We start from the raw sequence: 25,196 nt of genomic DNA on the forward strand, positions 1-25,196 counted from the left end.
CATCGATCTCAGGAGTACGCACATGGCACCGACCATCACCGACTCGTCTCCCGCCGTGTCGCGCCGTGACGACTCGGAGCTCGACTATCACGCTCTGAACGCGATGCTCAACCTGTACGGGCCGAACGGCGAGATCCAGTTCGAGAAGGACCGGGACGCCGCGCGGGCGTACTTCCTGCAGCACGTCAACCAGAACACGGTCTTCTTCCACAACCTCGACGAGAAGCTCGACTACCTGGTGGAGGAGAACTACTACGAGGCAGAGGTTCTCGACCAGTACTCGCGATCCTTCGTCAAGGGTCTGATCGAGCACGCCTACTCCAAGAAGTTCCGGTTCCCCACCTTCCTGGGTGCGTTCAAGTACTACACGTCCTACACACTCAAGACGTTCGACGGGAAGCGCTACCTGGAGCGCTTCGAGGATCGCGTGTGCATGGTCGCGCTGACGCTGGCCGCCGGCAACGAGACTCTCGCGACCGACCTGGTCGACGAGATCATCGCCGGCCGCTTCCAGCCGGCCACTCCCACGTTCCTCAACTCGGGCAAGAAGCAGCGCGGCGAGCCCGTCTCCTGCTTCCTCCTGCGCATCGAGGACAACATGGAGTCCATCGGTCGCTCCATCAACTCGGCACTGCAGCTGTCCAAGCGTGGTGGCGGAGTCGCGTTGCTGCTCAGCAATATTCGTGAATCCGGTGCGCCGATCAAGCGCATCGAGAACCAGTCGTCGGGCGTCATCCCCATCATGAAGCTGCTCGAGGACTCGTTCTCGTACGCCAACCAGCTCGGAGCGCGGCAGGGTGCCGGCGCGGTGTACCTGCACGCGCACCACCCGGACATCTACAAGTTCCTCGACACCAAGCGCGAGAACGCCGACGAGAAGATCCGCATCAAGACGCTGTCCCTCGGCATCGTCATCCCGGACATCACGTTCGAGCTGGCGAAGAAGAACGAGGACATGTACCTCTTCTCGCCGTACGACGTCGAGCGCATCTACGGCAAGCCCTTCGCCGACGTGAACGTCAGCGAGACGTACCACGAGATGGTCGACGACGCGCGCATCCGCAAGACGAAGATCAAGGCGCGCGAGTTCTTCCAGACCCTCGCCGAGCTGCAGTTCGAGTCGGGCTACCCCTACATCATGTTCGAGGACACGGTGAACCGGGCCAATCCCATCGAGGGCAAGATCACGCACTCGAACCTGTGCTCGGAGATCCTGCAGGTCTCGACGCCGTCCACGTTCAACGAGGATCTCTCGTACAGCCATGTGGGCAAGGACATCTCGTGCAACCTGGGTTCGCTGAACATCGCGAAGACCATGGACTCGCCCGACTTCGCGCAGACCATCGAGGTCGCCATCCGCGGCTTGACGGCCGTGTCGGACCAGACCCACATCTACTCGGTGCCGTCCATCGAGCAGGGCAACAACACCTCGCACGCCATCGGCCTCGGCCAGATGAACCTGCACGGCTACCTCGCTCGTGAGCGCATCCACTACGGCAGCGAGGAGGGTGTCGATTTCACCGACATCTACTTCTACACCGTGCTGTTCCATGCGCTGCGGGCCTCGAACCGTCTGGCGAAGGAGCGCGGCAGCTACTTCGGAGGCTTCCCGCAGTCCAAGTACGCGTCGGGCGAGTTCTTCGACAAGTACACCGAGCGCGCCTGGGAGCCCAAGACAGCGCGTGTCCGAGAGTTGTTCTCCCAGTCGGGAATCAGCATCCCGACGCAGGACGACTGGGTCGAGTTGAAGGCGTCGGTGCAGCAGCACGGCATCTACAACCAGAACCTGCAGGCCGTCCCGCCGACCGGCTCCATCTCGTACATCAACTACTCCACCAGTTCCATCCACCCGGTGGCGTCGAAGATCGAGATCCGCAAGGAAGGCAAGATCGGCCGCGTCTACTATCCGGCGCCGTACCTGACCAACGACAACCTGGAGTACTACCAGGACGCGTACGAAATCGGCTACGAGAAGATCATCGACACGTATGCGGCAGCGACGCAGCACGTCGACCAGGGCCTGTCCCTCACGCTGTTCTTCAAGGACACCGCGAGCACCCGCGACATCAACAAGGCGCAGATCTACGCGTGGCGCAAGGGAATCAAGACGCTGTACTACATCCGGCTGCGCCAGATGGCCCTCGAGGGGACCGAGGTCGAGGGTTGCGTCAGCTGCATGCTCTAGTGGGCTTCGCCCCCGTGCGCCTTGTGCGCATCTGACGATGCGCAAAAGGCGCACGGACGGGTGTCGTACCGGTCGTGCACCATCCCCGCATGCGCATCCGGGGTGACGAACATGAACTGCATCGACTACTGGACGATCAGTCAGGCCTGTTCACGCAATCGCAGGTGACGGCTCTCGGCTACAGCCGAGACAGAGTTCGGCGGCACGTCGAGTCGGGCCGCTGGGCGATCGTTCTTCGGGGCGTCTACGCCATCGCAGCAGGTCCGCTCGATCGGGAACAGACTCTGTGCGCCGCCCTGCTCTACGGCGGCCCGGACTCCTTGCTCAGTCACCGGAGCGCAGCGGAGGAATGGGGTCTGCGGCGAGTCTCATCGGGTGCACGCGCCCATGTCACGGTTCCCTACGGCCGTTCGGCGCCGTGCCAGAGTCCCACCAGGGTTCGCTCCCGAGTGACGGCGACGGGACCGGTGGCCCGCGTCGGGTCAGTTCTACATCCCGGGGTCGTGGTGCATCGGTCCCGCGCTCATGCACACATCGTGCACGACGGGCCGCTACCGAGAACCCGTGCGGCCGACACGGCGATCGACCTTGCGACATCCGAATCGACTGCGCGCGAAGCGATGACGAGTCTGGTGTCCTCCGTGAGCAGTCGGATCGTGCGCCTCGACGACATCCGTGAGCGACTCGAGAAGCGTCGCCCCTACCGCTACCGTGTGGCCCTCGAACAGGCTGTGCGGTACATGTCCGACGGGGTGCAGTCCGTTCTCGAACTCGCGTACGCACTCGAGGTCGAGCAGGCGCATGGATTTCCCGTCGGTGCACGTCAGAGCCCTGTTCGCGTCGACGGGCGGACATTGTTCGAGGATGTCGACTATTCGAACGTCGGCGTCGACCTGATCGTTCGCCTGGACGGCCGTCGGTTCCACGCGATGCCCGGCGTGGCCTTCCGCGACCGTCGACGCGACAACGCCGCGGAACTTGCCGGCCGCCCGCGTCTGGTCTTCGGGTACGACGAGGTGGTCGACGATCCCTGCGGTGTCGCACGTGAGGTGACGACCGTCCTCCGTCGTGAGGGGTGGGTAGGCGAGTGGTCGGGCTGCGCCCGTTGTGAGCCTCGTGCGCATCTCTGAACGCGCATGAGGCGCACGGGTCGGAGACACACGGTGTTGTGTTGGCCCCCGGGGCATGCCACAACGGGTAGTGTTGCCGTCAGTGACAATTCGCGGCCACGGCCGCATTTCTCGCAGTCCCCGGCGCACCGCAGGTGCAGCCGTGAAGCAGAGTCATCGATCAGCAGGTAGGTACCCATGGTGAAGCTCATCGATCGCGTCTCCGCGATCAACTGGAACCGCGTCGTCGACGACAAGGATTCCGAGGTCTGGGATCGGCTCACCAGCAACTTCTGGCTGCCCGAGAAGGTGCCGATCTCGAACGACATCCCGTCCTGGGACACGCTGACGGACCACGAGAAGCAGCTCACCATGCGCGTCTTCACGGGTCTGACGCTGCTCGACACGATTCAGGGCACCGTCGGCGCCGTGTCGCTCATCCCGGACGCCATCACTCCGCACGAGGAGGCGGTGTACACCAACATCTCGTTCATGGAGTCGGTGCACGCCAAGTCCTACTCGTCGATCTTCTCGACGCTGTGCTCCACGCGCGACATCGACGATGCGTTCCGCTGGTCGGAGGAGAACCCGAATCTGCAGCGCAAGGCGTCCATCGTCATGGACTACTACAAGGGCGACGACCCGCTGAAGCGCAAGGTCGCCTCGACCCTGCTCGAGTCGTTCCTCTTCTACTCGGGCTTCTACCTGCCGATGTACTGGTCCTCGCGGGCCAAGCTCACCAACACTGCCGACCTCGTGCGCCTGATCATCCGCGACGAGGCCGTGCACGGGTACTACATCGGCTACAAGTACCAGCGCGGACTCGAGACCCGCTCGCCCGCCGAGCGCGAGGAGCTGAAGAACTACACGTTCGATCTGCTCTTCGAGCTGTACGAGAACGAGACCGAGTACACGCAGGACCTCTACGACGAGGTCGGTCTGACCGAGGACGTCAAGAAGTTCCTGCGCTACAACGCGAACAAGGCGCTCATGAACCTCGGCTACGAAGGCCTGTTCCCGAAGGACGAGTGCGACGTCAACCCGGCCATCCTGTCGGCGCTCTCACCCAACGCCGACGAGAACCACGACTTCTTCTCGGGTTCGGGAAGCTCGTACGTCATCGGCAAGGCAGTCAACACCGAGGACGACGACTGGGACTTCTGACCCACCTCACCTCGGGGCACCGTCCGCTTTGCGGGTGGTGCCCTGAGTCATGTCTGGTGAGCACGTCTCGAGTGCGAGGTGCTCCGGTTCCCGCAACCCGCTTCGGTTGTAGCAGGAGCGGGTTGCGGAAACCGGAGCACGTGCGCCGTTGCGCCCTCCTGCAACGGTTGTAGCCACCTTCACCGGTTGTGACCGGTGAAGGTGGCCGAAATCGGTGAGGGTGTACGGGCGCGCCCGACACTGAGCAGCGGTGCACACAGGACGCGACAGGACGGCACGGTCCGGCGCCACCTACCGCCGGAACCAGGCCTCCGGGCCGTGGTCCAGCGCCTTCGCGATGCGGAGAGTCGAGGTGTCGGTGATGTCCGCGGGCAGCGCATCGCGCGCGAACCACTGCACGTCGAGGTTCTCGTCGTCCGCGACCCGCGCCTCGCCGGCGACGTACCGGGCGAGGAAGCAGACGTCGAGGTACTGGGTGCGGTCGCCGTTCGGGTAGACGATGGGCTCGGTGACGTCGACACTCGTCAACCGCACGAGCTCGGCCGTCACGCCCGTCTCCTCCAGGATCTCCCGGAGGGCGGCCGGTCCGGGTTCCTCGCCGGGCTCGAGGACGCCGGACACCACGGCCCAGAGCTCGTTGTCCTTGCGACGCGTCAGCAGCAGCCGATCGTCGGCGTCGAGCACGACGGCACTGACACCGGAGAGCCAGAGCGGATCGTGACCGATCTTGGCGCGCAGGGTGGTGATGAACTCGGGTATCGGCACTCCCGGAACGCTACCGCCGACGCGTCAGACGTAGCCGTTCAGCGTGTTCGACACGTCGGTGAGGACCGCGCCCGCAGCCACGAGGCCCTCGCCCGACCACACCGTGTCGTCGACGCTGAACACGCGACTGTCCGTCGCGGCGCCGAGGTCCTTCCAGGCGTCCGAGTCCATGACCTCGGTGCCGCGTTCCAGCCCCGCCTGTCCGTCGAACATGACGTAGATCAGGTCGCCCTCCGCGTCGGACAGATCGTCCTGCGGGAGTGCGCGGGTCTCGCCTAGCTGAGGCCCCGGTCGTCGCACGCCCGCCTGCGCGAGTACCTGCCCCGCGAAGCTGTCGTCGCCGAGCAGTTGTGTGCCGTCGGCGCCGAAGCGCACGAGAGACGCCTCGGTGATGCGGGAGTTCTGCTCGCGGCCCACGGTCTCGGCGCGTGCGCGGTACTGCTCCGTCGCACGGGTGGCGGCGTCACGTCGTCCCATCGCCGCGGCCGCGAGCGTGGACCGTTCGAGCCACGACGACGACGCGCGCGTGAGAACGGTCGGGGCGATGCCGTCGAGTTGCGCGGTGACGGCGGGGTCGAGGGCGTCGCCGCCGATGATGACGTCCGGAGCCAGTGCTCGGATCGCGTCGACGTCGGGGGAGCCCTCGGGTCCGACGCCGGCGATCTCGGCGATGCCGGTGCCGAGGTAGTCCGGGCGCAGCAGGCCGGACGGGGGAGCGGTGGGAGCGAGCGGCGCCGTGGGTGCGCCGACGACGCGCTCCCAGGTGCCGACGGCGCACGACGCGTCGAGTGCCGTCATGGTGAGAACCACGACACGTTGCGGATCGGCGGGCACCGTGGTCGCACGGCCGCTGCCGACGACGAGCCGGGTGTCACCTTGCTGACCGACCGAGTCGACCGGCTGCGGGAGCGCGCACAGGCCGGCGGTGTCACGTTCGATGCCGACGACGCCGGCTCCGGCCACGTTCGTGGTGGTCCGCACAATGGTGGAGGCGTCGTCACTCGAGGTGTCGCCGCAGGCAGAGAGGGCGAGCATCGCGGGAATCGTCGCGAGGGCGACGACCGATCGAGCGTGACGACGAGAGCGATCCGACATGGCCGAGACCTTACGGGCAGTCCGGAAGCCGGTCGCTCGGCGAGTGGCGGGCAGGCCGTGCTCCGGTCGTGGAGGCCTTCGGAAGAGGGCCTCCCGCGGGCCGGAAAATGCGACACCCGGGTGGAAGTACGACACTTCGTAGGACCCGTGCCGCAGTTCGTGTGTCATGGGGTTACGATCCATAGAGCGCACGAATTTCATGCGTCCACCTCGGGCACGGGGAGACGCGCTTTCAGGAGGATCAGTGACTGCCCTAGCGCCCCAGCCAGTCCCCGAGCTGACGGCTTCACGGCCGTACCCGCCCCGTATGGGGCCCAAGGGATCGTTCATCCACAAGATGGTGACGACCACCGATCCGAAGACGCTCGGGATCATGTACATGGTCACGTCGTTCGGCTTCTTCTTGTTCGGTGGCGTCCTCGCACTGCTCATGCGTGCGGAGCTCGCCCTCCCGGGCATGCAGTTCCTGTCGAACGAGCAGTACAACCAGCTCTTCACCATGCACGGCACGATCATGTTGCTGCTGTACGCGACGCCCATCGTGTTCGCGTTCGCCAACTACATCCTCCCGCTGCAGATCGGTGCGCCCGACGTGGCGTTCCCACGTCTGAACGCGTTCAGCTACTGGCTGTACCTGTTCGGCGCCCTCATCGCCTCGGCGGGCTTCATCACCCCCGGTGGCGCTGCAGACTTCGGCTGGACGGCCTACACGCCGCTCACCGACGCCGTGCACTCGCCGGGCGTGGGCGCGGACTTCTGGATCATGGGCCTCGCGCTCTCGGGCCTCGGCACCATCCTCGGTGGCGTGAACATGATCACGACGGTCATCTGCCTGCGTGCCCCGGGCATGACCATGTTCCGGATGCCCATCTTCACCTGGAACATCTTCGTGACGATGATCCTCGTGCTGCTCGCCTTCCCGCTGCTCACCGCGGCACTGCTGGGACTGGCGGCCGACCGACACCTGGGTGCGCACCTGTTCGATCCGGCCACGGGCGGTGTGTTGCTGTGGCAGCACCTGTTCTGGTTCTTCGGTCACCCCGAGGTGTACATCATCGCGCTGCCGTTCTTCGGCATCGTGTCGGAGATCTTCCCGGTCTTCTCCCGTAAGCCGCTGTTCGGTTACACGGGCCTGATCTACGCCACCATCGCCATCGCGGCGCTGTCCATCGCCGTGTGGGCCCACCACATGTACGCGACCGGTGCGGTGCTGCTGCCGTTCTTCTCCTTCATGACGTTCCTCATCGCCGTCCCGACGGGTGTGAAGTTCTTCAACTGGATCGGCACGATGTGGAAGGGCCAGCTGACGTTCGAGACGCCGATGCTGTTCTCGGTCGGCTTCCTGGTCACGTTCCTCTTCGGTGGTCTGTCCGGTGTGCTGCTCGCCAGCCCGCCCATCGACTTCCACGTCACCGACTCCTACTTCGTGGTGGCGCACTTCCACTACGTGCTGTTCGGCACGATCGTGTTCGCGACCTACGCCGGTATCTACTTCTGGTTCCCGAAGATGACGGGCCGGATGATGGACGAGGCTCTCGGCAAGTGGCACTTCTGGGCCACCTTCGTCGGCTTCCACGCCACGTTCCTGGTGCAGCACTGGCTCGGCGCCGAGGGATTCCCGCGTCGCTACGCGGACTACCTCCCGTCCGACGGCTTCACGGTGCTCAACTCGATCTCGACCGTCGGTGCCTTCGTCCTCGGCGCCTCGACGCTGCCGTTCCTCTGGAACGTCTTCAAGAGCTACCGCTACGGCGAGGTCGTCACGGTCGACGATCCGTGGGGCTACGGCAACTCCCTGGAGTGGGCGACCAGCTGCCCGCCGCCGCGCCACAACTTCGTGGAGCTCCCGCGCATCCGCTCCGAGCGCCCCGCGTTCGAGCTGCACTACCCGCACATGGTCGAACGCATGCGAGACGAAGCGCATGTGGGACCGGGCCACGGTGGAGGCAAGACCACCGAGGTGCTCGAGCAGGCACGCCGCGCGCCGATCGCGACCAGCGATCACGAAGGTTCGGGCGACCGCGACAAGTAGTCCTCTCGTTCCACGACCGTTCCAGCGACGAGCCCCTCTCCTCACGGTGAGGGGCTTTTCGTGTGACAAGGAGATACCTCGATGGTGGAGACACCACCCCCGCCGACGTCCGTGCTCGTGACGGTCACCGGCGGTGACAAGCCCGGTGTCACATCCGTGCTCTTCGCCTCGCTGGCGCGACACGACGTCAGCGTCGTGGACGTGGAGCAGGTGGTCATTCGCGGTCGCCTGACGCTCGGTGTCCTGGGCAGTTGCCCCGGGGACGTCGAGAGCTTGCAGGAGCACCTCGAGGAGGCCATGGGCACGGTGGGTGTCCACGTCGACGTCGAGGTCGGGGGAGCGCACGGTCGTTCGCCCCTCTCCACCCACGTCGTCGTCGTGCTGGGACGGCCCGTCACCGCGCGAGCCATCAGCGTGCTGTCGAGCGAACTCGCGCGACAGGGCGCCAACATCGACTCGATCCGCGGTATCGCCGACTACCCGGTGACGGGACTCGAGCTGTTGGTCTCGGCCCGTCCGCAGGAGGAGGGCGGGCTGTCGAGCGACGAGGCCGACGAGGCGTTGCGGTCGGCGCTCGCGACCGTGGCTGCCGGAGTCGGTATCGACGTCGCCGTCGAACGGTCCGGACTGGCTCGTCGAGCGAAGCGCCTCATCGTGTTCGACGTCGACTCGACGCTGGTGCAGGGCGAGGTCATCGAGATGCTCGCGGCGCGGGCCGGAGTCGAGGACGAGGTCCGAGCCGTCACCGAGGCGGCCATGCGAGGCGAGATCGACTTCGCGGAGTCACTGCACCGTCGAGTCGCGACCCTCGCCGGGTTGGACGCATCGGTCATCGACGACGTCGCCGAGGATCTCGAGCTCACGCCGGGCGCGCGCACCACCATTCGGACGTTGCGACGACTCGGCTATCACTGCGGCGTGGTGTCGGGCGGTTTCCGGCAGGTGATCGAGGGCTTGGCGCACGAGCTCGAACTGGACTTCGTGAAGGCGAACACCCTGGAGATCGTCGACGGCAAGCTCACCGGGCGCGTGATCGGCGATGTCGTCGATCGCGCGGCGAAGGCGGTGGCGCTGCGCCAGTTCGCCTCACAGGTCGGCGTGCCGATGGAGCAGACGGTGGCGGTCGGCGACGGTGCCAACGACATCGACATGCTCACCGCGGCGGGTCTGGGCATCGCCTTCAACGCGAAGCCGGCGCTGCGCGAGGTCGCGGACGCGGCGCTGTCCTATCCGTTCCTCGACGCGCTGCTCTTCGTCCTCGGTGTCACCCGCAGTGAGATCGAGGCCGCCGACTCCCTCGACGGCGGGGTTCGCCGCATCCCCATCCCGTGATCGACGAGGGTCCCGTGGAGGACGTCCGGCCGTCCACCCTCGAGGAGCGCCACGCGGTGCTGGTGGCCGGGACGAGTGCGGCCGGTTCCTACGGCTCGCGAGTCGATCCGCCCGATCCTGCCGACGTGCGCGCGATGCCGCTGGTGCTCCACATCCCCAAGGTCGATCCGCCGGCCCGGTCCGACCTGCTGGCCGCGGCGGCGTCCGCGACGCTGCAGGTGTGCCTGGACGAGCGCATCGCCGCGGGCGGTCCCTGGCACGAGGAGTACACGGCGTGGCTGGGTGCGCGGATCCGCAAGGTGTCCCGTCGTGCGCGTGGCGCGCAGTGGACGGCGGCGCAGGAGGTGGACGGCGTGACCGTCGACGTGGGCGGGGCGTCGGCTCGGGCCTACGTGCCGTGCCGTGTGGGTGATCTGGACCCGAGGCTGCGCAAGCTCCAGGTGGGAGGCACCGACCTGCCGGCCGACGACCCGGGATCGCACGCCGAGGGTGCCGTGCGGCTCTGGGTGGACGCGGAGCTCGAGATGACCGTCGGCAAGACCGCCGCCCAGGTGGGCCACGCCGTGATGCTCGCTGCCGGTGCCATGACGGTCGAGGACGTCCGGGCGTGGCAGGACGCGCAGTGGGCCGTCAGCGTTCGTGATGCCGATGCCGAGACCTGGTCTCGCCTCGTGGCCGAGTGCGAGCGCGGCACCGCCGTCGGCGTGCGGGACGCGGGCTACACGGAGGTCGCCCCCGGGTCGATGACCGTGATCGCCGAGCTGGACGTCCCGCGCACCGCCTGAGTCAGGACGGGATCGTCGAGATGTAGACGAGCACGATCGGACCGGCCACTCGGACGGTGCTTCCCGCGGTGACGGGCGACGCGTCCACCGGTCGACCGTCGGGTGTCGCGGAGTCGAAGACGGGAACGTAACCGGGAGCCTCGTTCGGCCCGTGTCGACGGTGATCGGGGAGGACGATGTTCGCATCGCCTCCCGAGTGCACGACCAGCAGAGCCGAATCGAAGGTCTCCGCCTCGACCCCTGCGTGTCGGAGCGCGGGGATGCGCACGTCGGATCCGTCGACCCAGGCCTGCAGGGTCCGGGCGTGATCGTCGTTCCACCGATCGCCGACGATCTCGGCCCCGTCGTGGTCGAACCACATGAGATCCGGTTCGCCGCTGGGTGTGTCACGACCGGCGAAGAACTCCTGTTGGCGCAGAACGGGTGCCGATCGACGCAGCCGCAGTGCTCGTCCCAGAGTCGCCGTCAGGGCGTCGTCCCGTCTCGACCAGTCGATCGCGTGCGCATCCGCGGCCGATGTTCCCTGCGGCACGCAGTAGGCATTGTTGTTGCCGTGCTGCGTGTGTCCCAGTTCGTCGCCGGCCAGGAACATGGGTGTCCCGGTGGACAGGGCCAGTGTCGACAGCAGCGCACGCACGTGTCGATCGCGCGCCGCGAGCACGGCGGGGTCCTCGGTCTCGCCCTCGACGCCGTGATTCACCGAGAGGTTGTTGTCGGTGCCGTCGCGGTTGGACTCGCCGTTGGCCTCGTTGTGCTTGGCGGTGTAGGACACCAGGTCTCGCGCGGTGAAGCCGTCGTGAGCGGTGACGAAGTTGACGGACGCCCACGGCCTGCGTCCGGTCGGCGCGAAAAGATCCTCGGATCCCGCGAGGCGGGACGCCAGCTCACGCACACCGCCGTGCCCGGCGAAGAAGCGGCGCAGCGTGTCTCGGTAGCGGTCGTTCCACTCGCTCCACACGCCGCCGAACCCGCCGACCTGGTACCCGGGCCCGGTCGCGTCCCACGGCTCGGCGATCAGCTTGGCGCGGCACAGGATCGGGTCGGCGGCGATGGCGCTCAACATCGGGGCGTGCGGATCGAAGCGCCATCCGCCCGGCCTGCCCAGAGTGCTGGCGAGATCGAAGCGGAAGCCGTCGACCCCCAGTTCGGTGACCCAGTACCGCAACGAGTCGCAGACCATCCGGACGACGGCCGGGGACGCGGCGTCGACGGTGTTGCCGCATCCCGTCAGATCGATGTCGTGACCGCGGGCGTCCAGCAGGTAGTACCCGCGCGCGTCCAGGCCGCGCCACGAGAGGGAGGGGCCGTCGACACCGCCCTCGCAGGTGTGGTTGTAGACGACGTCGAGGATCACCTCGATACCCGCCTCGTGCAGCGTGTCCACCATCGTGCGGAACTCGGTGACCTCGGCGCCGGGGACCGAGGCGTACGACGGTTCGACGGCGAAGTACGAGCCGGTGCTGTAGCCCCAGTGGTTGCGCATCCCTCGGGCGCGCACACCGGGTTCGGTGAGGCACGCGTGCACCGGAAGCAGTTCCACCGCCGTCACACCCAGCGTACGAAGGTGCTCGAGCACCGCAGGGTGAACGAGTCCGAGGTAGGTGCCGCGTAGATTCTCGGGGACGTCCGGATGGGCACCGGTGAACGACCCGACGTGCACCTCGTACACGACGGTGCGGTCCCAGTCGGTCTCGAGTCGCGGTGCGTCCGAGGCCGGCAGGGGAGCGGTGACCACCGCGAGGGGAGCGTGTCCCAGCGAGTCGACCGTCGACTGCGGTCCGAACGGGTCGTCGCGATACGGCAGGAGGGCTCGCGCGTCGCCGAGGCTGCCGACGATGCGCCGTGCGTAGGGGTCGAGAAGGATCTTGTGCGGATCGAACCGGTGACCGGCCTCGGGATTCCACGGTCCGGAGACGCGGTAGCCGTAGACGGATCCGACGCCGGCCTCGGCGACCACACCGTGCCAGATGCCGTACGTGCGCTGGGTGAGGAGGTGACGCGACTCCCGTGAGTCGGGGCCCGGCCCGTCCACCAGACACACCTCGACGGCGTGCGCGTCGGGTGCGTGCACGGCGAAGCAGACGCCGCCCTCCACGGGGTGGGCGCCCAACGGGAAGGGCCTGCCCGACGCGGCGGCGGACTTCGGTGAGTTCTGTTCGTGCGACACGCGTGCTGATCCTGCCGTGGATGCACCCCGCGCGTGCGGGAAGATGGAAGGCGTGTCCTCTCCTGACCCAGACCTGCTCGTCGAACTCGCCGATGTCTCCGTCGTCCGCGGAGGGACGACCCTCGTCGGCCCCGTCTCCTGGAACGTGGAGCTGGACGAGCGGTGGGTGGTCCTCGGACCGAACGGTGCGGGCAAGACCACGCTGCTGCGCGTCGCCGCGGCGGAGATCTACCCGACCTCCGGTACCGCGCACGTGCTCGGCGAGACGCTCGGGCACGTCGACATCTCGGAACTCAAGCCGCGCATCGGCCTGTCGTCCTCTGCTCTCGCCGGACGCATCCCGTCCGACGAGGTGGTGGCCGATCTGGTCGTGTCGGCGGGGTACGCGGTGCTCGGTCGCTGGCGTGAGAAGTACGACGAGGTGGACGACGAGCGTGCGGTCGACATGCTCGAGACGGCCGGTATCGAGCATCTCGCTCGCCGGACCTTCGGGACGCTGTCCGAGGGCGAACGCAAGCGTGTCCTGATCGCCCGCGCTCTGATGACGGACCCCGAGTTGCTGCTGCTCGACGAGCCGGCCGCGGGTCTCGACCTCGGAGGCCGCGAGGATCTCGTCGCCATCCTCACCGACCTCGCACTCGACCCCGACGCCCCCGCGACGGTGCTGATCACGCACCACGTGGAGGAGATCCCACCGGGCTTCACCCACGCGATGCTGCTCAAGGAGGGCGGAGTCGTGGCGCAGGGTCTCATCGACGACGTCATCACGGAGGAGAACCTGTCCACCGCGTTCAGTCAGGCCATCGCCCTCGAGCGCACCGACGGGCGCTTCTTCGCGCGGCGCAAGCGGTCGCGGTCGTCCCATCGGCGAGCGCGGTGACCGAACCGGTCGCGCTGCGGGACGCCTCCACCGTCATCCTGCTGCGCGATGCGCCGGCAGGGCTCGAGGTCTTCTTGCAGCGGCGAGTCGGACGGATGGCGTTCGCCGCCGGCATGACGGTCTTCCCGGGCGGCGGTGTGGATCCGACCGATCGCACGCCCGCGGACGGGGAGGACCGGTGGGCCGGCCCGTCACCCGCGTGGTGGGCGGCACGGTTCGGCACCGACGACGACGCCGCGGCGCGGGCCCTGGTGCTCGCCGCGGTGCGCGAGACCTTCGAGGAGTGCGGTGTCCTGTTCGCCGGGCCCGACGCGCACACCGTCGTCGCGGACACGTCCGATCACGCCGACCGGCGTCGTGCCGTCGAGAAGCATGAGATCTCGTTCGGTGAGTTCCTGGCCGAGACCCGCCTGGTGGTGCGCTCCGATCTGCTGCGCCCGCACGCCCGTTGGATCACGCCCGAGGGCGAGACGACCCGTCGGTACGACACCCGCTTCTTCGTCGCGGCGCTCCCGTCCGGGCAACGTCCCGACGGCGAGACGTCCGAGGCCGTCGACGCCGCGTGGGTGCGGCCCGCGGATGCCCTCGACGAGTTCCGTCGCGGCGACCGCATGCTGATGCCGCCCACCTGGGCGTGCCTGCGGCATCTCGCCGGTCACGGGTCGGTGGCCGAGGCCATGGCCGCAGAGGCCGATCTGGCGCCGGTGCAGCCCGTCATCAGCGGATCGGGTGGATCCGTGCGGGTGAACTTCGACGGCGCCGACGAGTATCGCGCCGACCTCCCCCCACGCGCCGAGCGGACGTCGAACAGCTAGCGTGCTGGCCATGGCTGAATTCGTGACTCTCGACGTGACCGACGGCATCGGCACCATCCGGCTCTCCCGGCCGCCGATGAACGCTCTGAACCGCCAGGTGCAGGGTGAGCTCCTCGAGGTGTCGCGGGCCGCCGCCGAGGATCCGGACGTCAAGGCGGTCATCGTGTACGGCGGTGAGAAGGTGTTCGCCGCCGGCGCGGACATCAAGGAGATGGCGGAGATGTCCGCGGGCCAGATGACCGACGCGATCGGTGCTCTGCAGGCCGGTCTCGGAGCGATCGCGTCCATCCCGAAGCCCACCGTCGCCGCCATCACCGGATACGCCCTCGGCGGCGGTCTGGAGGTCGCCCTCGGTGCCGATCGCCGCATCGCGGGCGACAACGCGAAGCTCGGCGTCCCCGAGGTGCTGCTCGGCGTCATTCCCGGCGGTGGCGGCACCCAGCGACTCGCCCGGCTGATCGGCCCGAGCCGCGCGAAGGACATGGTGTTCACCGGCCGTTTCGTCGGGGCCGAGGAGGCGCTCGCCGTCGGTCTCGTGGACGAGGTGGTGGCCCCCGATGCCGTCTACGAGGCGGCGCGCACGTGGGCCGGTCAGTTCGTCCGCGGTGCCTCGCGCGCCCTCGCCGCAGCCAAGGCGGCCATCGACGAGGGTCTGGACACCGACCTCGCGACGGGCCTGAAGATCGAGGCGCACGTCTTCGCCTCGCTGTTCGGTACCGAGGACCGCGCGATCGGCATGGCGTCGTTCCTCGAGAACGGCCCGGGCAAGGCCGACTTCACCGGCAACTAGCCTCCCGCACTCGTTCAGATAGGGTTCCCTTCCATGACCGCTCGTGAACCGCACACCGACACCGCCGCCTCGACCGCACCGTCGGATCCGGCGCCGCGCCCGCACGCGAGTGCCGAGGAAGTGCAGGCCGCACGGTCGGACACCAAGCTGGCCCAGGTGCTCTACCACGACTGGGAAGCGGAGACCTACGACGACAAGTGGTCGATCTCCTACGACCAGCGCTGCATCGACTACGCCCGCGGCCGTTTCGACGCGGTGGCCGGATCCGAGGCCCTGCCGTACGGTCGCGCGCTGGAACTGGGCTGCGGTACCGGCTTCTTCCTGCTCAACCTCATGCAGAGCGGCGTCGCCGCGACCGGGTCGGTCACGGACCTGTCGCCGGGCATGGTCAAGGTCGCGCTGCGCAACGCCGAGAACCTGGGCCTCGACGTGGACGGCCGCGTCGCCGATGCCGAGACCATCCCGTACGAGGACGACACGTTCGATCTCGTCGTCGGTCACGCGGTGCTGCACCACATCCCGGACGTGGAGCAGTCTCTGCGCGAGGTGCTGCGCGTGCTCAAGCCCGGCGGCCGGTTCGTGTTCGCGGGCGAGCCGACGACGGTGGGCAACTTCTACGCGCGGTGGCTGGGGCGTCTCACGTGGGAGGCCACGACCCGCACGACGCGGTTGCCGTTCCTCGCGGACTGGCGTCGCCCGCAGCAGGAGCTGGACGAGTCGTCCCAGGCCGCGGCACTCGAGGCCGTCGTCGATCTGCACACCTTCGACCCGACGGAGCTCGAGAACATCGCCGTCGCCGCGGGTGCGGACGACGTGCAGGCCAAGACCGAGGAGTTCGCCGCAGCGCTGCTGGGCTGGCCGGTCCGCACCTTCGAGGCGGCGGTGCCGGCGGAGAAGCTGGGTTGGGGCTGGGCGAGGTTCGCGTTCAACGGCTGGAAGTCGCTGTCCTGGCTCGACGAGAACGTGCTGCACCACGTCGTGCCCCGTGGCTACTTCTACAACGTGATGATCACGGGCACGAAGCCGGACACCGGCGCGCTCTGACGCGTCGGTGGGATACTCGTTCGACCTCGACGACGTCGAGTACCTGGCCGGGGCGTCCGACGCGCTGGCCGCGGTCGGTGACCGTGCGCTGACACCCGCCACGCTGGTCTCGGACATCGGCCGGATCCGCAGCGCCTTCGGTGACCGCGCCGCCGCGCTGATCGAGACGGTCACCCTGCGCCGCAAGGCCGCGACCAAGCTGCCGTTCGCCGGAACGTGGTTGGTCACCGACGACGCGGTGCAGCAGGCCACCACCGAACAGGTGTCCCGGCACCGGGCCGAGCGGCTGCGCGGACGTCGCATCCACGACGTCACCTGCTCGATCGGCACCGAACTACATACCCTGCACTCGGTCGCGGACATCGTGGTGGGCAGCGATCTCGATCCGGTGCGGTTGGCCATGGCACGACACAACGTTCCCGACGTGGCCGTGCTGCGTGCCGACGCGGTCGTCCCCACCACGCGCGGCACCGTCGTCGTCGCCGACCCCGGCCGCCGCGCCGGCGGCCGCCGCCGTCACGACCCCGCAGCCCTCGAACCCCCGCTTCCGGACCTCCTCGACGCCTATGCCGGCCGCGACCTGGTGGTCAAGTGCGCACCGGGTCTCGACGTCGACCGTCTCGACCTCGCGAGCCGACACACGCGGGCCGAGGTCGAACTCGTCTCCCTCGACGGCGCCGTCCGCGAGGCGTGCCTCTGGCTGGGGGAGGTGGCGGACCCCGCTGTGCGTCGCCGCGCGACGGTGCTCCGGTCGGACGGTTCCGCGTGGGAGGTGACGGACGCCGACTCGGACGCCATCGACGACGATCGTGCCCCGGGCAGGTACATCGTCGATCCCGACGGCGCCGTCGTGCGGGCCGGTCTCGTGCGCCACTACGCCGCGAGACATGGACTGTGGCAACTGGATCCACGCATCGCGCACCTCACGGGAGACGCGATACCGGAGGGGACGACGGGCTTCGAGATCCTCGACAGGTTGCCCTTCACCGAGAAGGTGTTGCGCAAGCGGCTCGCGGAGCTGGGATGCGGGTCGCTCGAGATTATCGTCCGTGGCATCGACGTCGATCCTGCGTTGCTGCGCCCCCGGCTCGATCTCCGGGGCACCGTGCCGCTGGGGCTCGTGATCACCCGGATCGGGCGCTCGGGGGTGGCCTTCGTGTGCGGGCCGCGCACCGGGCCTCAGCGGAACGAGTAGAGGGATCCCAGCGCGGTCGGGACGACCACCTCGCCGTCCGAGCCGACGACGACTCCGGGGCTGTAGCCCTCGGCGCCGGGGAGCGCGTCGGTGTCGACCGTCTCGCCGGTGGCCGTGTCGAAGGTGACGAGTGCGAGCCCGTCACCGTCGCCGACCACCGTGTAGCCCGTGGTGCCACCCGCCAGTGCGGAGGAACCCTGTGTCACGAGATCTGGCCGCTCCCACACCGTTTCGGGTCGCTCGCCCGCATCGCGGATCGCCCGCAGATGCGACCCCGCGCCGCCCGCGGGGACGATGGTGCCGTCCGCAGCGACGGACACACTTCCTGCCGCGCGGTCACCGACGAAGTAGGACCAGATCTCGGAGCCGTCCTCGGTGGAGTACGCCCGCACGGTGCCCTCGACGTCCGTGAGGTACACGCGGTCACCGTCGGGTGACACCACGGGGCTCGATGTCACGGCGGCGGGAAGCAGGGGCGACGACCACGCCTCGGTGAGCCCGGGGGAGTCCCCGCCGGTATAGGAGAGCGCCACGAGCTGGGGAGCGATGGCGCCGGCGCGCCACAGGACGAGGTAGACGGTCGAGGACTCCAGATCGACGGCCGGTGCCGCCGCGACGGCGCAGTCCGGCCCACCGCCCAGGCAGGCCAGCAGACCGTCGTCCGCGGGCCGCAGCGTGGTGTTCGGCGCGTCCAGGGGCGTGGGATTGGGGTTCAGGTCCAGTACGGGTGCGACCGCGTTCCCGGTCTGGTTGCTCAGCACGTTGATCTGACCGAACTGGGTGACCACCAGGACGTTGCCGTCGGGCAGGAACTGCGGGGTGCGCGGTACCCCGTAGACCGGTGTGCGCCAGCGCAGTTGACCGTTCTGGTTGATCGAGCTCATGCTGCCGTCGTCACCGGCGTAGAGGTTGGACGCCGAGTCGGCGACCGCGGTCGACGAGACGCCGGAGGGTCCGAGCGAGTTGCAGAACCGCTTGCGTCCGGTCTCGCCCTGGAACGATCCGAGCGCGCAGCCGGCGTCTCCGGTCATCGTCACCGTGATCTGACCGTTGGGCGCGACGGAGGGACGTGTGGACGTGGGAGCGCCGAGAGGGCGGGTCCAGTCGAGAGCGAGGGAGCGACTGCCCTCGGTGGTCACGGAGGCGGAGTTGTGGGCGTCGGCGAGACCGCCGCGCCAGCCCTCGTCGCCCAGGATGTCGATGGGCCCGGAGTCACTGCCACAGGCCCCGAGGGCGAGGGCGCCGACCGCGAGGAGAGCGGCACCGGCTCGACGAGTGCGCACCGAGGTACGCGGGTTCTCGTCGTGCATGCACTCTCCTGATGTCGGGTGATCGGCTCGCACGAGACTAACGGCTGAAACGATGCGTCACGGTTCCGACCCCCGGTGGTCGGCCCCCGGGTTCCCTGCGGCGACGCCGACAGTAATGTGCCGCCCATGACCAGCATGTGGAACGCGCCGTTGCGCACCCGGTGGCGAGGATCGCGGCGACGTGACCCCGACCAGGCGCGCTTCCTCACGCTCGCGTCGCTACGCTGGGTGATCAGCCACAAGGCGTACACGCCCTGGTACCTGGTGCGGTACTACCGCCTCGCGCGTTTCAAGGCCGCGAACCCGCACGTGGTGCTGCGCGGAATGGTGTTCCTCGGCAAGAACGTCGAGATCCACGCGACGCCCGAGCTGGCGCGACTCGAGATCGGTCGCTGGGTGCACATCGGTGACGGCAACGCGATCCGCTGCCACGAGGGGTCGCTGCGCATCGGTGACAAGGTGGTGTTCGGCAAGGACAACGTCGTCAACACCTATCTCGACATCGAGATCGGTGCGTCCACCCTCGTCGCCGACTGGTGCTACATCTGCGATTTCGATCATCGGACCGAGGACATCACGGTGCCGATCAAGGATCAGGGCATCGTCAAGTCGCCGGTGCGGATCGGCCCGGACACGTGGATCGCCGCGAAGGTGACCGTGCTGCGGGAGACCGTCGTCGGTCGCGGCTGCGTCCTGGGCGCGCACGCGGTGGTCAAGGGTCACGTGCCCGACTACGGGATCGCGGTCGGCGCACCCGCACGAGTGGTCCGGAACCGTCGCACCGACTGGGAGGCCGGCGCGGAGGACCGCGCGGCGTACGTCGCCGCACTGGAGGACATCGCCCGCAAGAAGTCGCTCGGGAGCGAGTGACTCAGTCCCGTTCGGGCAGTGGACGTTCGCTGATCGTGGGCCTGCCCAGCGGAAAGCGCACCCGGCGCTTCGCGGTGGAGTAGACCGTGGCGGTCTCGCGGGCCACGGAGTGCCAGTCGAAGTCGGACGTGAGTCGCGCACGTGCCGCGTCACTCCGGGTACGTGCCGCAGCGGGGTCGTCGAGTGTGCGCCGCACCGCCGTCGCCAAGGAGCCGACATCGCCGGGAACGAAGGACATCCCGGTGACGCCGTCGACGACGGCTTCGCCCAGGCCGCCCGCGGTGGAGGCGACGAGCGGTGTGCCGGCCGCGGCGCCCTCGAGGGCGATGATGCCGAAGGGCTCGTATCGACTCGGCAGCACCAGCGCGTCCGCCCGGTGCAGATGCCCGAGAACGCCGTCGTGGCCGAGGGATCCGACGAACGTCACCGCCCGGCGCACCCGGTGCACACGCGCCAGATCGACGAGGTGGTCGAGCTGGGTCCCGTCGCCGACGACGGTGAGCGTGGTGCCGGGGTGCGTCCGTCGGACACGGGGGAGTGCCGCTATCAGATCCTGCACCCCCTTCTCGTACTCCAACCGACCCACGAAGAGCAGGGACGGGGCGCCGGTGCGCGCCGCGCGAGGACGGTACGTCCAGGTCCGGGTGTCGATGCCGTTGCGTATCACGTGGACCGGGGACGGAAGCGGACCGAAGAGGCGGACCACCTCGTCCTCCATTCCCGCGGAACACGTGATGACGGAATCGGATTCGTGCGCCAGCCACCATTCCACGGAGTGCACCTGGCGGTTCACGCGGCCGGAGACCCATCCGCTGTGGCGTCCGGCCTCCGTCGCGTGGATCGTCGAGACCAGCGGGACGTCGTAGTACTCGGCGAGCGCGATCGCCGGGTGCGCCACCAGCCAGTCGTGGGCATGGACGACGTCGGGAACCCACCCCTCGCCGATGCCGGGCTTGGAGAGTGCGAGGCCGGCGCGCACCATCGCGTGACCCATCGCGAGCGTCCACTCCAGCATGTCCACTCCGAAGGTGAAGTGCGCCGGATCCTCGGCCACGGCGACGACGAGCACGCCCTCGGCTACCGAGCTCACGGTGGGGTGGGTCGCCGCGTCGGAACCCGTGGGGCGGCGGGAGAGGACCACCACCTCGTGTCCGGCCGCGGCCAGTTCCACCGCGAGATGGTGGACGTGGCGACCGAGGCCGCCGACCACCACGGGCGGGTACTCCCACGAGATCATCAGGACCTTCACGCCCGCACCTCCCGACCCGTCGGTTGCAGACGCCGCGCATCGAGGTCCGGGAACAGATCGTCCGCCTGGTTCCACCCGGATGCAAGGTCGGCGGCTCGTGCGTGATGCCCGTGCACGCGGGCGTCGGCGATCTCGCGCACCGCGTGAGCGTGCTTGTGGGCGCGGTCGCGGGCGTACTGCGCGGCCGAGTCCTTGCTCACCATGAAGGCCCAGTCGCTCGAGACGGTGAGCATCGTCTCGCGCAGGAGCTGGTCCGCGACACGGTCTCGCAGACCGCCGGGGGGTGCCGCGTCGACGGCGTCGAGCGCGGTGGCGGTGACCTCGGCGTTGAGATCGACCAGGTCGCGGACGGGATCGCCCGCCCACACCCGCCAGTCCTTCCCGCTGCCCCAGGAGGTGTCAGGGAGGTCGACGGGGTCACCGACGTAGCCGTCTCGCTTCGCGCCCGCGAGTGTCCCGACGCGGATGCCGGCCTCGGGGAGCGCACGCAGGATGCCGGCCAACCATGCCGGACCCTCGTGCCACCAGTGTCCGAAGAGCTCGGTGTCGAAGGCGGCGACCACCAGTGCCGGGGACCCGGTGCGCGCGTGTTCGGAGCGCAGCCGGCGGCGAACCACGTCGACGAAGTCCTCGACGTGCGAGCGGACGGCTGCTGCGGCGCGCTCCGGTTCGTACGGTGCCTTGTCCGGGCCCGCGACGCTTCTGCCGGTGACCCGGGACGGCTTCAGCCCGGTGTCGTGGTCGTAGGTGTGGAAGTCGCGGTACGCGGAATAACCGGGATAACCGGACTTCGGTGACCACACGCGATAGCTGACCGGGAGATCGCGACCGAACGCGACGACGTGGGTGTCGCCGACCGGACGGCCGCACGTCGTGTCTCCGTGCAGAGCCGGGCCGTCGACCATGAAGTGTCCGACGCCCGCGGCGGCGTAGTCGAGTTCCATCCCTGCGGTGAAGGCGCACTCGGGTGCCCAGATGCCCTCGGTGCCGCGGCCCCACCGGCGTACGGCGTCGGCGCGTCCCTCGCGGAGCGCGAACGTCCGTAGTCGTGGGTCGAGCAGAGGTTGGAACGGGTGCATCGACGGCCCACCGAGCAGTTCGACGGCGCCGGAGTCGGCCAGTTCGCGCAGTCGGGGGGCGCCGCCGTGGCGCCAGCGGGTCTCGAACTCGTGCAGAGCGGCAGCCGATCGCCGGTGTTCGCGGTGACCGAGCGCGCGGCGGTCCGGGTCACGGGACCCGGCGGCTTCGGCGGCGCGGAGCTGCCAGTTGCCGAGCCAGTGATGCATCCCGTCGAGGCTGTACGGATCGTCCAGTTGGGCGGCGAGTACCGGGGTGACGCCCAGGGTCAGCAGATCGGTGCGGCCCTCGTCGGCCAGGGTCCGCAGTTCGCGGACCACGGGCAGGTACGAATCTGCCCACGACTGGTAGAGCCACTCCTCCCCGACGGGCCACCGCCCCTGGTGGGCGAGCCACGGGAGATGGGAGTGCAGGACGAGCGCGAACATGCCCGGTTCGTCGGCCGAGGTCGCGCTCGTCACGTGCTGGACGGTTTCCGGGCCACCGCGACGAGATCCAGGCTCTCGTCGATCGCCTCGGCGTGGATGTCGAAGTCGTCGACGGTGATGCCGGCGACGTCGGAGACGAGGGTCGCGGGCCACGGCTCACCGGCGAGTGCGCGGTCGATCTGCGCGTCGATGAACGATCCGCCGTGGGTCGCGTCGAGTGCGCGCAGTCGCTCGCCGTGATGCACGCCGGTCATCGAGTCGATCTCGAATCCCGTGTCGGACAGCAATTCCCGTAGTTCCGCGGCTGCGAGCTCGCGGGTGTGGAAGGGGTTCAGCGGGGTGTCCCGGCCGGGGGAGAACGTGATGCGGTTGGGAGTGCTGACGAGGAGGACGCCGCCGGGAACCAGAACCCGGAGGCACTCCCGCAGGAACTCGGCCTGGTCCCACAGATGTTCGATCACCTGGAAGTTGACGACGACGTCGACGCTCTCGCCGCGCAGCGGCAGCATCGCGAGGTTGCCTCGGGTCATGGCGACCGACGGGTACCGGCGAGCGACGTGTTCGGCGGCGCTGCGGTCGTAGTCGAGACCGATCACCCGTGTTGCCGTCCGCGCGATCATGTCCGCGCCGTAGCCCTCGCCGGAGCCCGCCTCGAGCACCACTCGGTCGGCGCAGGCCGGTGCGAGACGGCGGTACACGACCTCGTGCCGACGGAACCAGTAGTTCTCCTCGGCGATGCCGGGCACGGTGCGCTCGCCGGTGAGCGGGAGGGGTGTCTCGGTCGACACGGTCGTGTCGGTCGCGGCGTCGTTCATCCGGGCGACAGTAGTTCCCACCTGCCCGGTCGAGCGACGCCGGTCGGCGGTCCGAGGGGCCCCGGGGGGTGATTTCTCGGCCCGACAGGAGTAAGTTACCCATCAGTAACCACGAATGGGGTAACGTCCGTGACACGTCGGTTCCGGGGCTTCGGCCCACCGCGCGCAGCGTGAACTCCGAATACGTTTCGGGCCCCGCGCTACGAGATCAAGACCTGATTCACCGAGACAGGACACAGGAGGTCGACGAAGACCCATGACGAACATCGTCGTACTGATCAAGCAGGTTCCCGACACGTGGTCCGAGCGCAAGCTCTCGGACGGCGACTACACGCTCGACCGCGACGCGGCCGATGCCGTGCTCGACGAGATCAACGAGCGCGCCGTGGAGGAGGCACTCCTGATCAAGGAGCGCGACGGCGGCGAGGTCAAGGTTCTCTCGGCAGGACCCGACCGCGCGACCGAGGCCATCCGCAAGGCCCTCTCCATGGGCGCGGACAGTGCTGTGCACGTCAACGATCCGGCCATGCACGGTTCCGACGCCATCCAGACCGCGTGGGCTCTCGCTGCCGCACTCGGCCAGGTGGAGTTCGAGAACGGTGAGGCCGCAGATCTGGTCATCGCCGGCAACGAGGCGACCGACGGCCGCATCGGCGCGGTCCCCGCCATCATCGCCGAGTACCTCGGCATCCCGCAGCTGACCCAGATGCGCAAGCTGGTCGTCGCCGACGGCAAGGTCAGCGGCGAGCGCGAGACCGACGAGGGCATCTTCGGCCTCGAGGCGGATCTCCCCGCGATCGTCAGCGTCACCGAGAAGATCAACGAGCCGCGCTTCCCGTCCTTCAAGGGCATCATGGCCGCCAAGAAGAAGACGGTGCAGGTCCTCACCCTCGCCGACATCGGCGTCGATCCGGAGACCGTGGGCGTCGCGAACGCGGGCACCACCGTCACCACGGTGACCCCGAAGCCGCCGAAGACCGCTGGTGAGCGCGTGAACGACGAGGGCGACGGCGGAACCAAGGTCGCCGAGTACCTCGTCGCGCAAAAGATCATCTAGATCCCCGTCACCAGCACACATTCGTCTCACTGCAGTACAGGAGAAACACCATGGCAGAGGTACTCGTACTCGTCGAGCACGCAGACGGGGCACTGAAGAAGGTCACCAGCGAGCTCATCACGGCCGCCCGCGTTCTGGGTGAGCCGTCCGCGGTGGTCACGGGAGCGCCGGGCACCACCGACGCGATCGCCGCCGCACTCACCGAGGCCGGCGCCGCGAAGATCTATGTCGCGGAGTCCGCCGACGTCGACGGCTTCCTCGTCACGCCGAAGGTCGACGTGCTGTCGTCCCTGGCCGAGTCGGTCTCGCCCGCCGCGATCCTCACGTCCGGTGGCATCGAGGGCAAGGAGGTGGCGGGTCGTCTCGCCGCTCGCCTCGGTGCCGGACTGCACCAGGACGTCGTGGCGATCAACGCCGACAAGTCCGCCACGTACTCCATCTTCGGTGGCGCGTTCACCGTCGAGGCGAAGACCAACGGCGACGTCCCGGTCATCTCGCTCCGCCCGGGTGCCATCGACGCCGAGCCGCAGGCCGGTGCCGGTGAGCGTGTCGACGTCGAGGTTCCCGCGCAGGAGGAGGCCGTCGTCAAGGTCACCTCGCGTGAGCCCGTCGCCGGCGGCGACCGCCCCGAGCTCACCGAGGCGTCGGTCGTCGTCTCCGGTGGTCGCGGTGTCGGCAGCGCGGACAAGTTCTCCGTCGTCGAGGACCTGGCCGACTCGCTCGGTGCGGCCGTCGGCGCGTCGCGTGCAGCCGTCGACTCGGGCTACTACCCGGGCCAGTTCCAGGTGGGTCAGACGGGCAAGACCGTCTCGCCCCAGCTGTACGTCGCGCTCGGCATCTCCGGTGCGATCCAGCACCGCGCCGGCATGCAGACGTCCAAGACGATCGTCGCCGTCAACAAGGACGAGGAAGCACCGATCTTCGAGATCGCGGACTTCGGCGTCGTGGGCGACCTCTTCGACGTCACGCCTCAGCTCGCCGAGGCAGTGAAGAAGCGCAAGGGCTGATCCCCTCAGCAGTACCCGAGAGCCC

At 68.6% G+C, this 25,196-nt stretch carries 21 protein-coding genes; 14 read left to right on the top strand and 7 right to left on the bottom strand.

From position 1 onward, the window contains the following. Positions 1-22: 22 nt before the first annotated feature. From nrdE to nrdF, 3 genes are all read left to right on the top strand, one after another. The gene (gene nrdE / locus J4E04_RS08625) at positions 23-2,185 is read left to right on the top strand and encodes a class 1b ribonucleoside-diphosphate reductase subunit alpha (RefSeq protein WP_027507046.1); all 2,163 of its coding nucleotides are present in this window, start codon (positions 23-25) and stop codon (positions 2,183-2,185) included. A gap of 89 nt (positions 2,186-2,274) precedes the next feature. Continuing rightward, positions 2,275-3,315 carry a type IV toxin-antitoxin system AbiEi family antitoxin domain-containing protein gene (locus J4E04_RS08630; RefSeq protein WP_490150353.1) on the top strand — a complete coding sequence of 347 codons (1,041 nt, stop codon included), beginning with the start codon at positions 2,275-2,277 and terminating at the stop codon, positions 3,313-3,315. 177 nt (positions 3,316-3,492) lie between these two features. Next, positions 3,493-4,458: a class 1b ribonucleoside-diphosphate reductase subunit beta gene (gene nrdF / locus J4E04_RS08635; RefSeq protein ID WP_056445506.1), complete on the top strand. Its 966-nt coding sequence runs from the start codon at positions 3,493-3,495 to the stop codon at positions 4,456-4,458. Positions 4,459-4,749: 291 nt separating this feature from the next. Here the strand turns inward: nrdF and J4E04_RS08640 are convergent, their stop codons facing one another. Further along, the gene (locus J4E04_RS08640; RefSeq protein WP_027507044.1) at positions 4,750-5,223 is read right to left on the bottom strand and encodes an NUDIX hydrolase; all 474 of its coding nucleotides are present in this window, start codon (positions 5,221-5,223) and stop codon (positions 4,750-4,752) included. A gap of 24 nt (positions 5,224-5,247) precedes the next feature. Next, positions 5,248-6,318 (bottom strand): ABC transporter substrate-binding protein, encoded by a 1,071-nt coding sequence (locus J4E04_RS08645; protein WP_027507043.1) that lies wholly within the window; start codon positions 6,316-6,318, stop codon positions 5,248-5,250. Between the two features lie 244 nt (positions 6,319-6,562). Here J4E04_RS08645 and ctaD point away from each other — a divergent pair, with 244 nt between their 5' ends. The 3 genes from ctaD (at position 6,563) to J4E04_RS08660 (ending at position 10,467) form a co-directional block, all read left to right on the top strand. Continuing rightward, positions 6,563-8,350: an aa3-type cytochrome oxidase subunit I gene (gene ctaD, locus J4E04_RS08650; RefSeq protein ID WP_027507042.1), complete on the top strand. Its 1,788-nt coding sequence runs from the start codon at positions 6,563-6,565 to the stop codon at positions 8,348-8,350. 81 nt (positions 8,351-8,431) lie between these two features. Further along, positions 8,432-9,682 carry a phosphoserine phosphatase SerB gene (gene serB, locus J4E04_RS08655; RefSeq protein ID WP_027507041.1) on the top strand — a complete coding sequence of 417 codons (1,251 nt, stop codon included), beginning with the start codon at positions 8,432-8,434 and terminating at the stop codon, positions 9,680-9,682. After that, on the top strand, positions 9,679-10,467 hold the full coding sequence (locus J4E04_RS08660) for a peptidyl-tRNA hydrolase (RefSeq protein WP_490150354.1): 789 nt from the start codon (positions 9,679-9,681) through the stop codon (positions 10,465-10,467). Before serB ends, J4E04_RS08660 begins: the two co-directional genes overlap by 4 nt. Position 10,468: 1 nt before the next feature. Here the strand turns inward: J4E04_RS08660 and glgX are convergent, their stop codons facing one another. After that, positions 10,469-12,634 carry a glycogen debranching protein GlgX gene (gene glgX / locus J4E04_RS08665; RefSeq protein WP_490150355.1) on the bottom strand — a complete coding sequence of 722 codons (2,166 nt, stop codon included), beginning with the start codon at positions 12,632-12,634 and terminating at the stop codon, positions 10,469-10,471. A 43-nt stretch (positions 12,635-12,677) separates the two neighbouring features. Here glgX and J4E04_RS08670 point away from each other — a divergent pair, with 43 nt between their 5' ends. The 5 genes from J4E04_RS08670 to J4E04_RS08690 are packed head-to-tail and all read left to right on the top strand — an operon-like array spanning position 12,678 to position 17,358. Continuing rightward, entirely contained in the window at positions 12,678-13,514 is an 837-nt protein-coding gene (locus J4E04_RS08670) for an ABC transporter ATP-binding protein (RefSeq protein WP_027507055.1), read from the top strand. Further along, complete coding sequence (locus J4E04_RS08675; protein ID WP_222631807.1) at positions 13,511-14,329, top strand: NUDIX hydrolase; 819 nt, start codon at positions 13,511-13,513, stop codon at positions 14,327-14,329. Before J4E04_RS08670 ends, J4E04_RS08675 begins: the two co-directional genes overlap by 4 nt. A gap of 10 nt (positions 14,330-14,339) precedes the next feature. Further along, a complete protein-coding gene (locus tag J4E04_RS08680; RefSeq protein ID WP_056446209.1) occupies positions 14,340-15,119 on the top strand; it encodes an enoyl-CoA hydratase/isomerase family protein in 780 nt (259 codons plus the stop codon). 33 nt (positions 15,120-15,152) lie between these two features. Next, positions 15,153-16,163 carry a class I SAM-dependent methyltransferase gene (locus J4E04_RS08685; RefSeq protein ID WP_490150356.1) on the top strand — a complete coding sequence of 337 codons (1,011 nt, stop codon included), beginning with the start codon at positions 15,153-15,155 and terminating at the stop codon, positions 16,161-16,163. A 7-nt stretch (positions 16,164-16,170) separates the two neighbouring features. After that, entirely contained in the window at positions 16,171-17,358 is a 1,188-nt protein-coding gene (locus J4E04_RS08690) for a THUMP-like domain-containing protein (RefSeq protein WP_490150357.1), read from the top strand. Here J4E04_RS08690 and J4E04_RS08695 read toward each other — a convergent pair. Then, positions 17,343-18,668, bottom strand: coding sequence for an outer membrane protein assembly factor BamB family protein (locus tag J4E04_RS08695; RefSeq protein ID WP_307108709.1), 1,326 nt, complete (start codon positions 18,666-18,668; stop codon positions 17,343-17,345). The genes J4E04_RS08690 and J4E04_RS08695 overlap by 16 nt on opposite strands. A gap of 126 nt (positions 18,669-18,794) precedes the next feature. Here J4E04_RS08695 and J4E04_RS08700 point away from each other — a divergent pair, with 126 nt between their 5' ends. After that, the gene (locus tag J4E04_RS08700) at positions 18,795-19,538 is read left to right on the top strand and encodes an acyltransferase (RefSeq protein WP_222637765.1); all 744 of its coding nucleotides are present in this window, start codon (positions 18,795-18,797) and stop codon (positions 19,536-19,538) included. A 1-nt stretch (position 19,539) separates the two neighbouring features. Here J4E04_RS08700 and J4E04_RS08705 read toward each other — a convergent pair whose 3' ends face one another. From J4E04_RS08705 to J4E04_RS08715, 3 genes are read right to left on the bottom strand one after another with little or no spacing between them, the layout of a single operon-like run. After that, positions 19,540-20,787, bottom strand: a complete 1,248-nt coding sequence (locus J4E04_RS08705; RefSeq protein ID WP_027507032.1) for a glycosyltransferase family 4 protein — start codon at positions 20,785-20,787, stop codon at positions 19,540-19,542. Then, positions 20,784-22,292 carry a 1,4-alpha-glucan branching protein domain-containing protein gene (locus J4E04_RS08710; RefSeq protein WP_490150521.1) on the bottom strand — a complete coding sequence of 503 codons (1,509 nt, stop codon included), beginning with the start codon at positions 22,290-22,292 and terminating at the stop codon, positions 20,784-20,786. Before J4E04_RS08710 ends, J4E04_RS08705 begins: the two co-directional genes overlap by 4 nt. Before the next feature lie 29 nt (positions 22,293-22,321). Then, positions 22,322-23,107 (bottom strand): class I SAM-dependent methyltransferase, encoded by a 786-nt coding sequence (locus J4E04_RS08715; protein ID WP_051613650.1) that lies wholly within the window; start codon positions 23,105-23,107, stop codon positions 22,322-22,324. Between the two features lie 256 nt (positions 23,108-23,363). Between J4E04_RS08715 and J4E04_RS08720 the strand changes: the two genes are divergently transcribed. Together J4E04_RS08720 and J4E04_RS08725 are read left to right on the top strand one after the other, a co-directional pair. Then, complete coding sequence (locus J4E04_RS08720; protein WP_027507029.1) at positions 23,364-24,164, top strand: electron transfer flavoprotein subunit beta/FixA family protein; 801 nt, start codon at positions 23,364-23,366, stop codon at positions 24,162-24,164. 50 nt (positions 24,165-24,214) lie between these two features. Then, positions 24,215-25,171 (top strand): electron transfer flavoprotein subunit alpha/FixB family protein, encoded by a 957-nt coding sequence (locus J4E04_RS08725; RefSeq protein WP_027507028.1) that lies wholly within the window; start codon positions 24,215-24,217, stop codon positions 25,169-25,171. Positions 25,172-25,196: the final 25 nt, after the last annotated feature.

It is taken from the genome of Rhodococcus sp. NFXS4 (assembly GCF_058139645.1).

What these genes read in the sequence shown, in the direction of transcription:
- nrdE (WP_027507046.1), top strand. Translation starts at nt 23, where the DNA reads ATGGCACCGACCATCACCGACTCGTCTCCCGCCGTGTCGCGCCGTGAC.
- J4E04_RS08630 (WP_490150353.1), top strand. Translation starts at nt 2,275, where the DNA reads ATGCGCATCCGGGGTGACGAACATGAACTGCATCGACTACTGGACGAT.
- nrdF (WP_056445506.1), top strand. Translation starts at nt 3,493, where the DNA reads ATGGTGAAGCTCATCGATCGCGTCTCCGCGATCAACTGGAACCGCGTC.
- J4E04_RS08645 (WP_027507043.1), bottom strand. Translation starts at nt 6,318, where the DNA reads ATGTCGGATCGCTCTCGTCGTCACGCTCGATCGGTCGTCGCCCTCGCG.
- serB (WP_027507041.1), top strand. Translation starts at nt 8,432, where the DNA reads ATGGTGGAGACACCACCCCCGCCGACGTCCGTGCTCGTGACGGTCACC.
- J4E04_RS08670 (WP_027507055.1), top strand. Translation starts at nt 12,678, where the DNA reads ATGGAAGGCGTGTCCTCTCCTGACCCAGACCTGCTCGTCGAACTCGCC.
- J4E04_RS08680 (WP_056446209.1), top strand. Translation starts at nt 14,340, where the DNA reads ATGGCTGAATTCGTGACTCTCGACGTGACCGACGGCATCGGCACCATC.
- J4E04_RS08685 (WP_490150356.1), top strand. Translation starts at nt 15,153, where the DNA reads ATGACCGCTCGTGAACCGCACACCGACACCGCCGCCTCGACCGCACCG.
- J4E04_RS08695 (WP_307108709.1), bottom strand. Translation starts at nt 18,668, where the DNA reads ATGCACGACGAGAACCCGCGTACCTCGGTGCGCACTCGTCGAGCCGGT.
- J4E04_RS08700 (WP_222637765.1), top strand. Translation starts at nt 18,795, where the DNA reads ATGACCAGCATGTGGAACGCGCCGTTGCGCACCCGGTGGCGAGGATCG.
- J4E04_RS08710 (WP_490150521.1), bottom strand. Translation starts at nt 22,292, where the DNA reads ATGTTCGCGCTCGTCCTGCACTCCCATCTCCCGTGGCTCGCCCACCAG.
- J4E04_RS08715 (WP_051613650.1), bottom strand. Translation starts at nt 23,107, where the DNA reads ATGAACGACGCCGCGACCGACACGACCGTGTCGACCGAGACACCCCTC.
- J4E04_RS08720 (WP_027507029.1), top strand. Translation starts at nt 23,364, where the DNA reads ATGACGAACATCGTCGTACTGATCAAGCAGGTTCCCGACACGTGGTCC.
- J4E04_RS08725 (WP_027507028.1), top strand. Translation starts at nt 24,215, where the DNA reads ATGGCAGAGGTACTCGTACTCGTCGAGCACGCAGACGGGGCACTGAAG.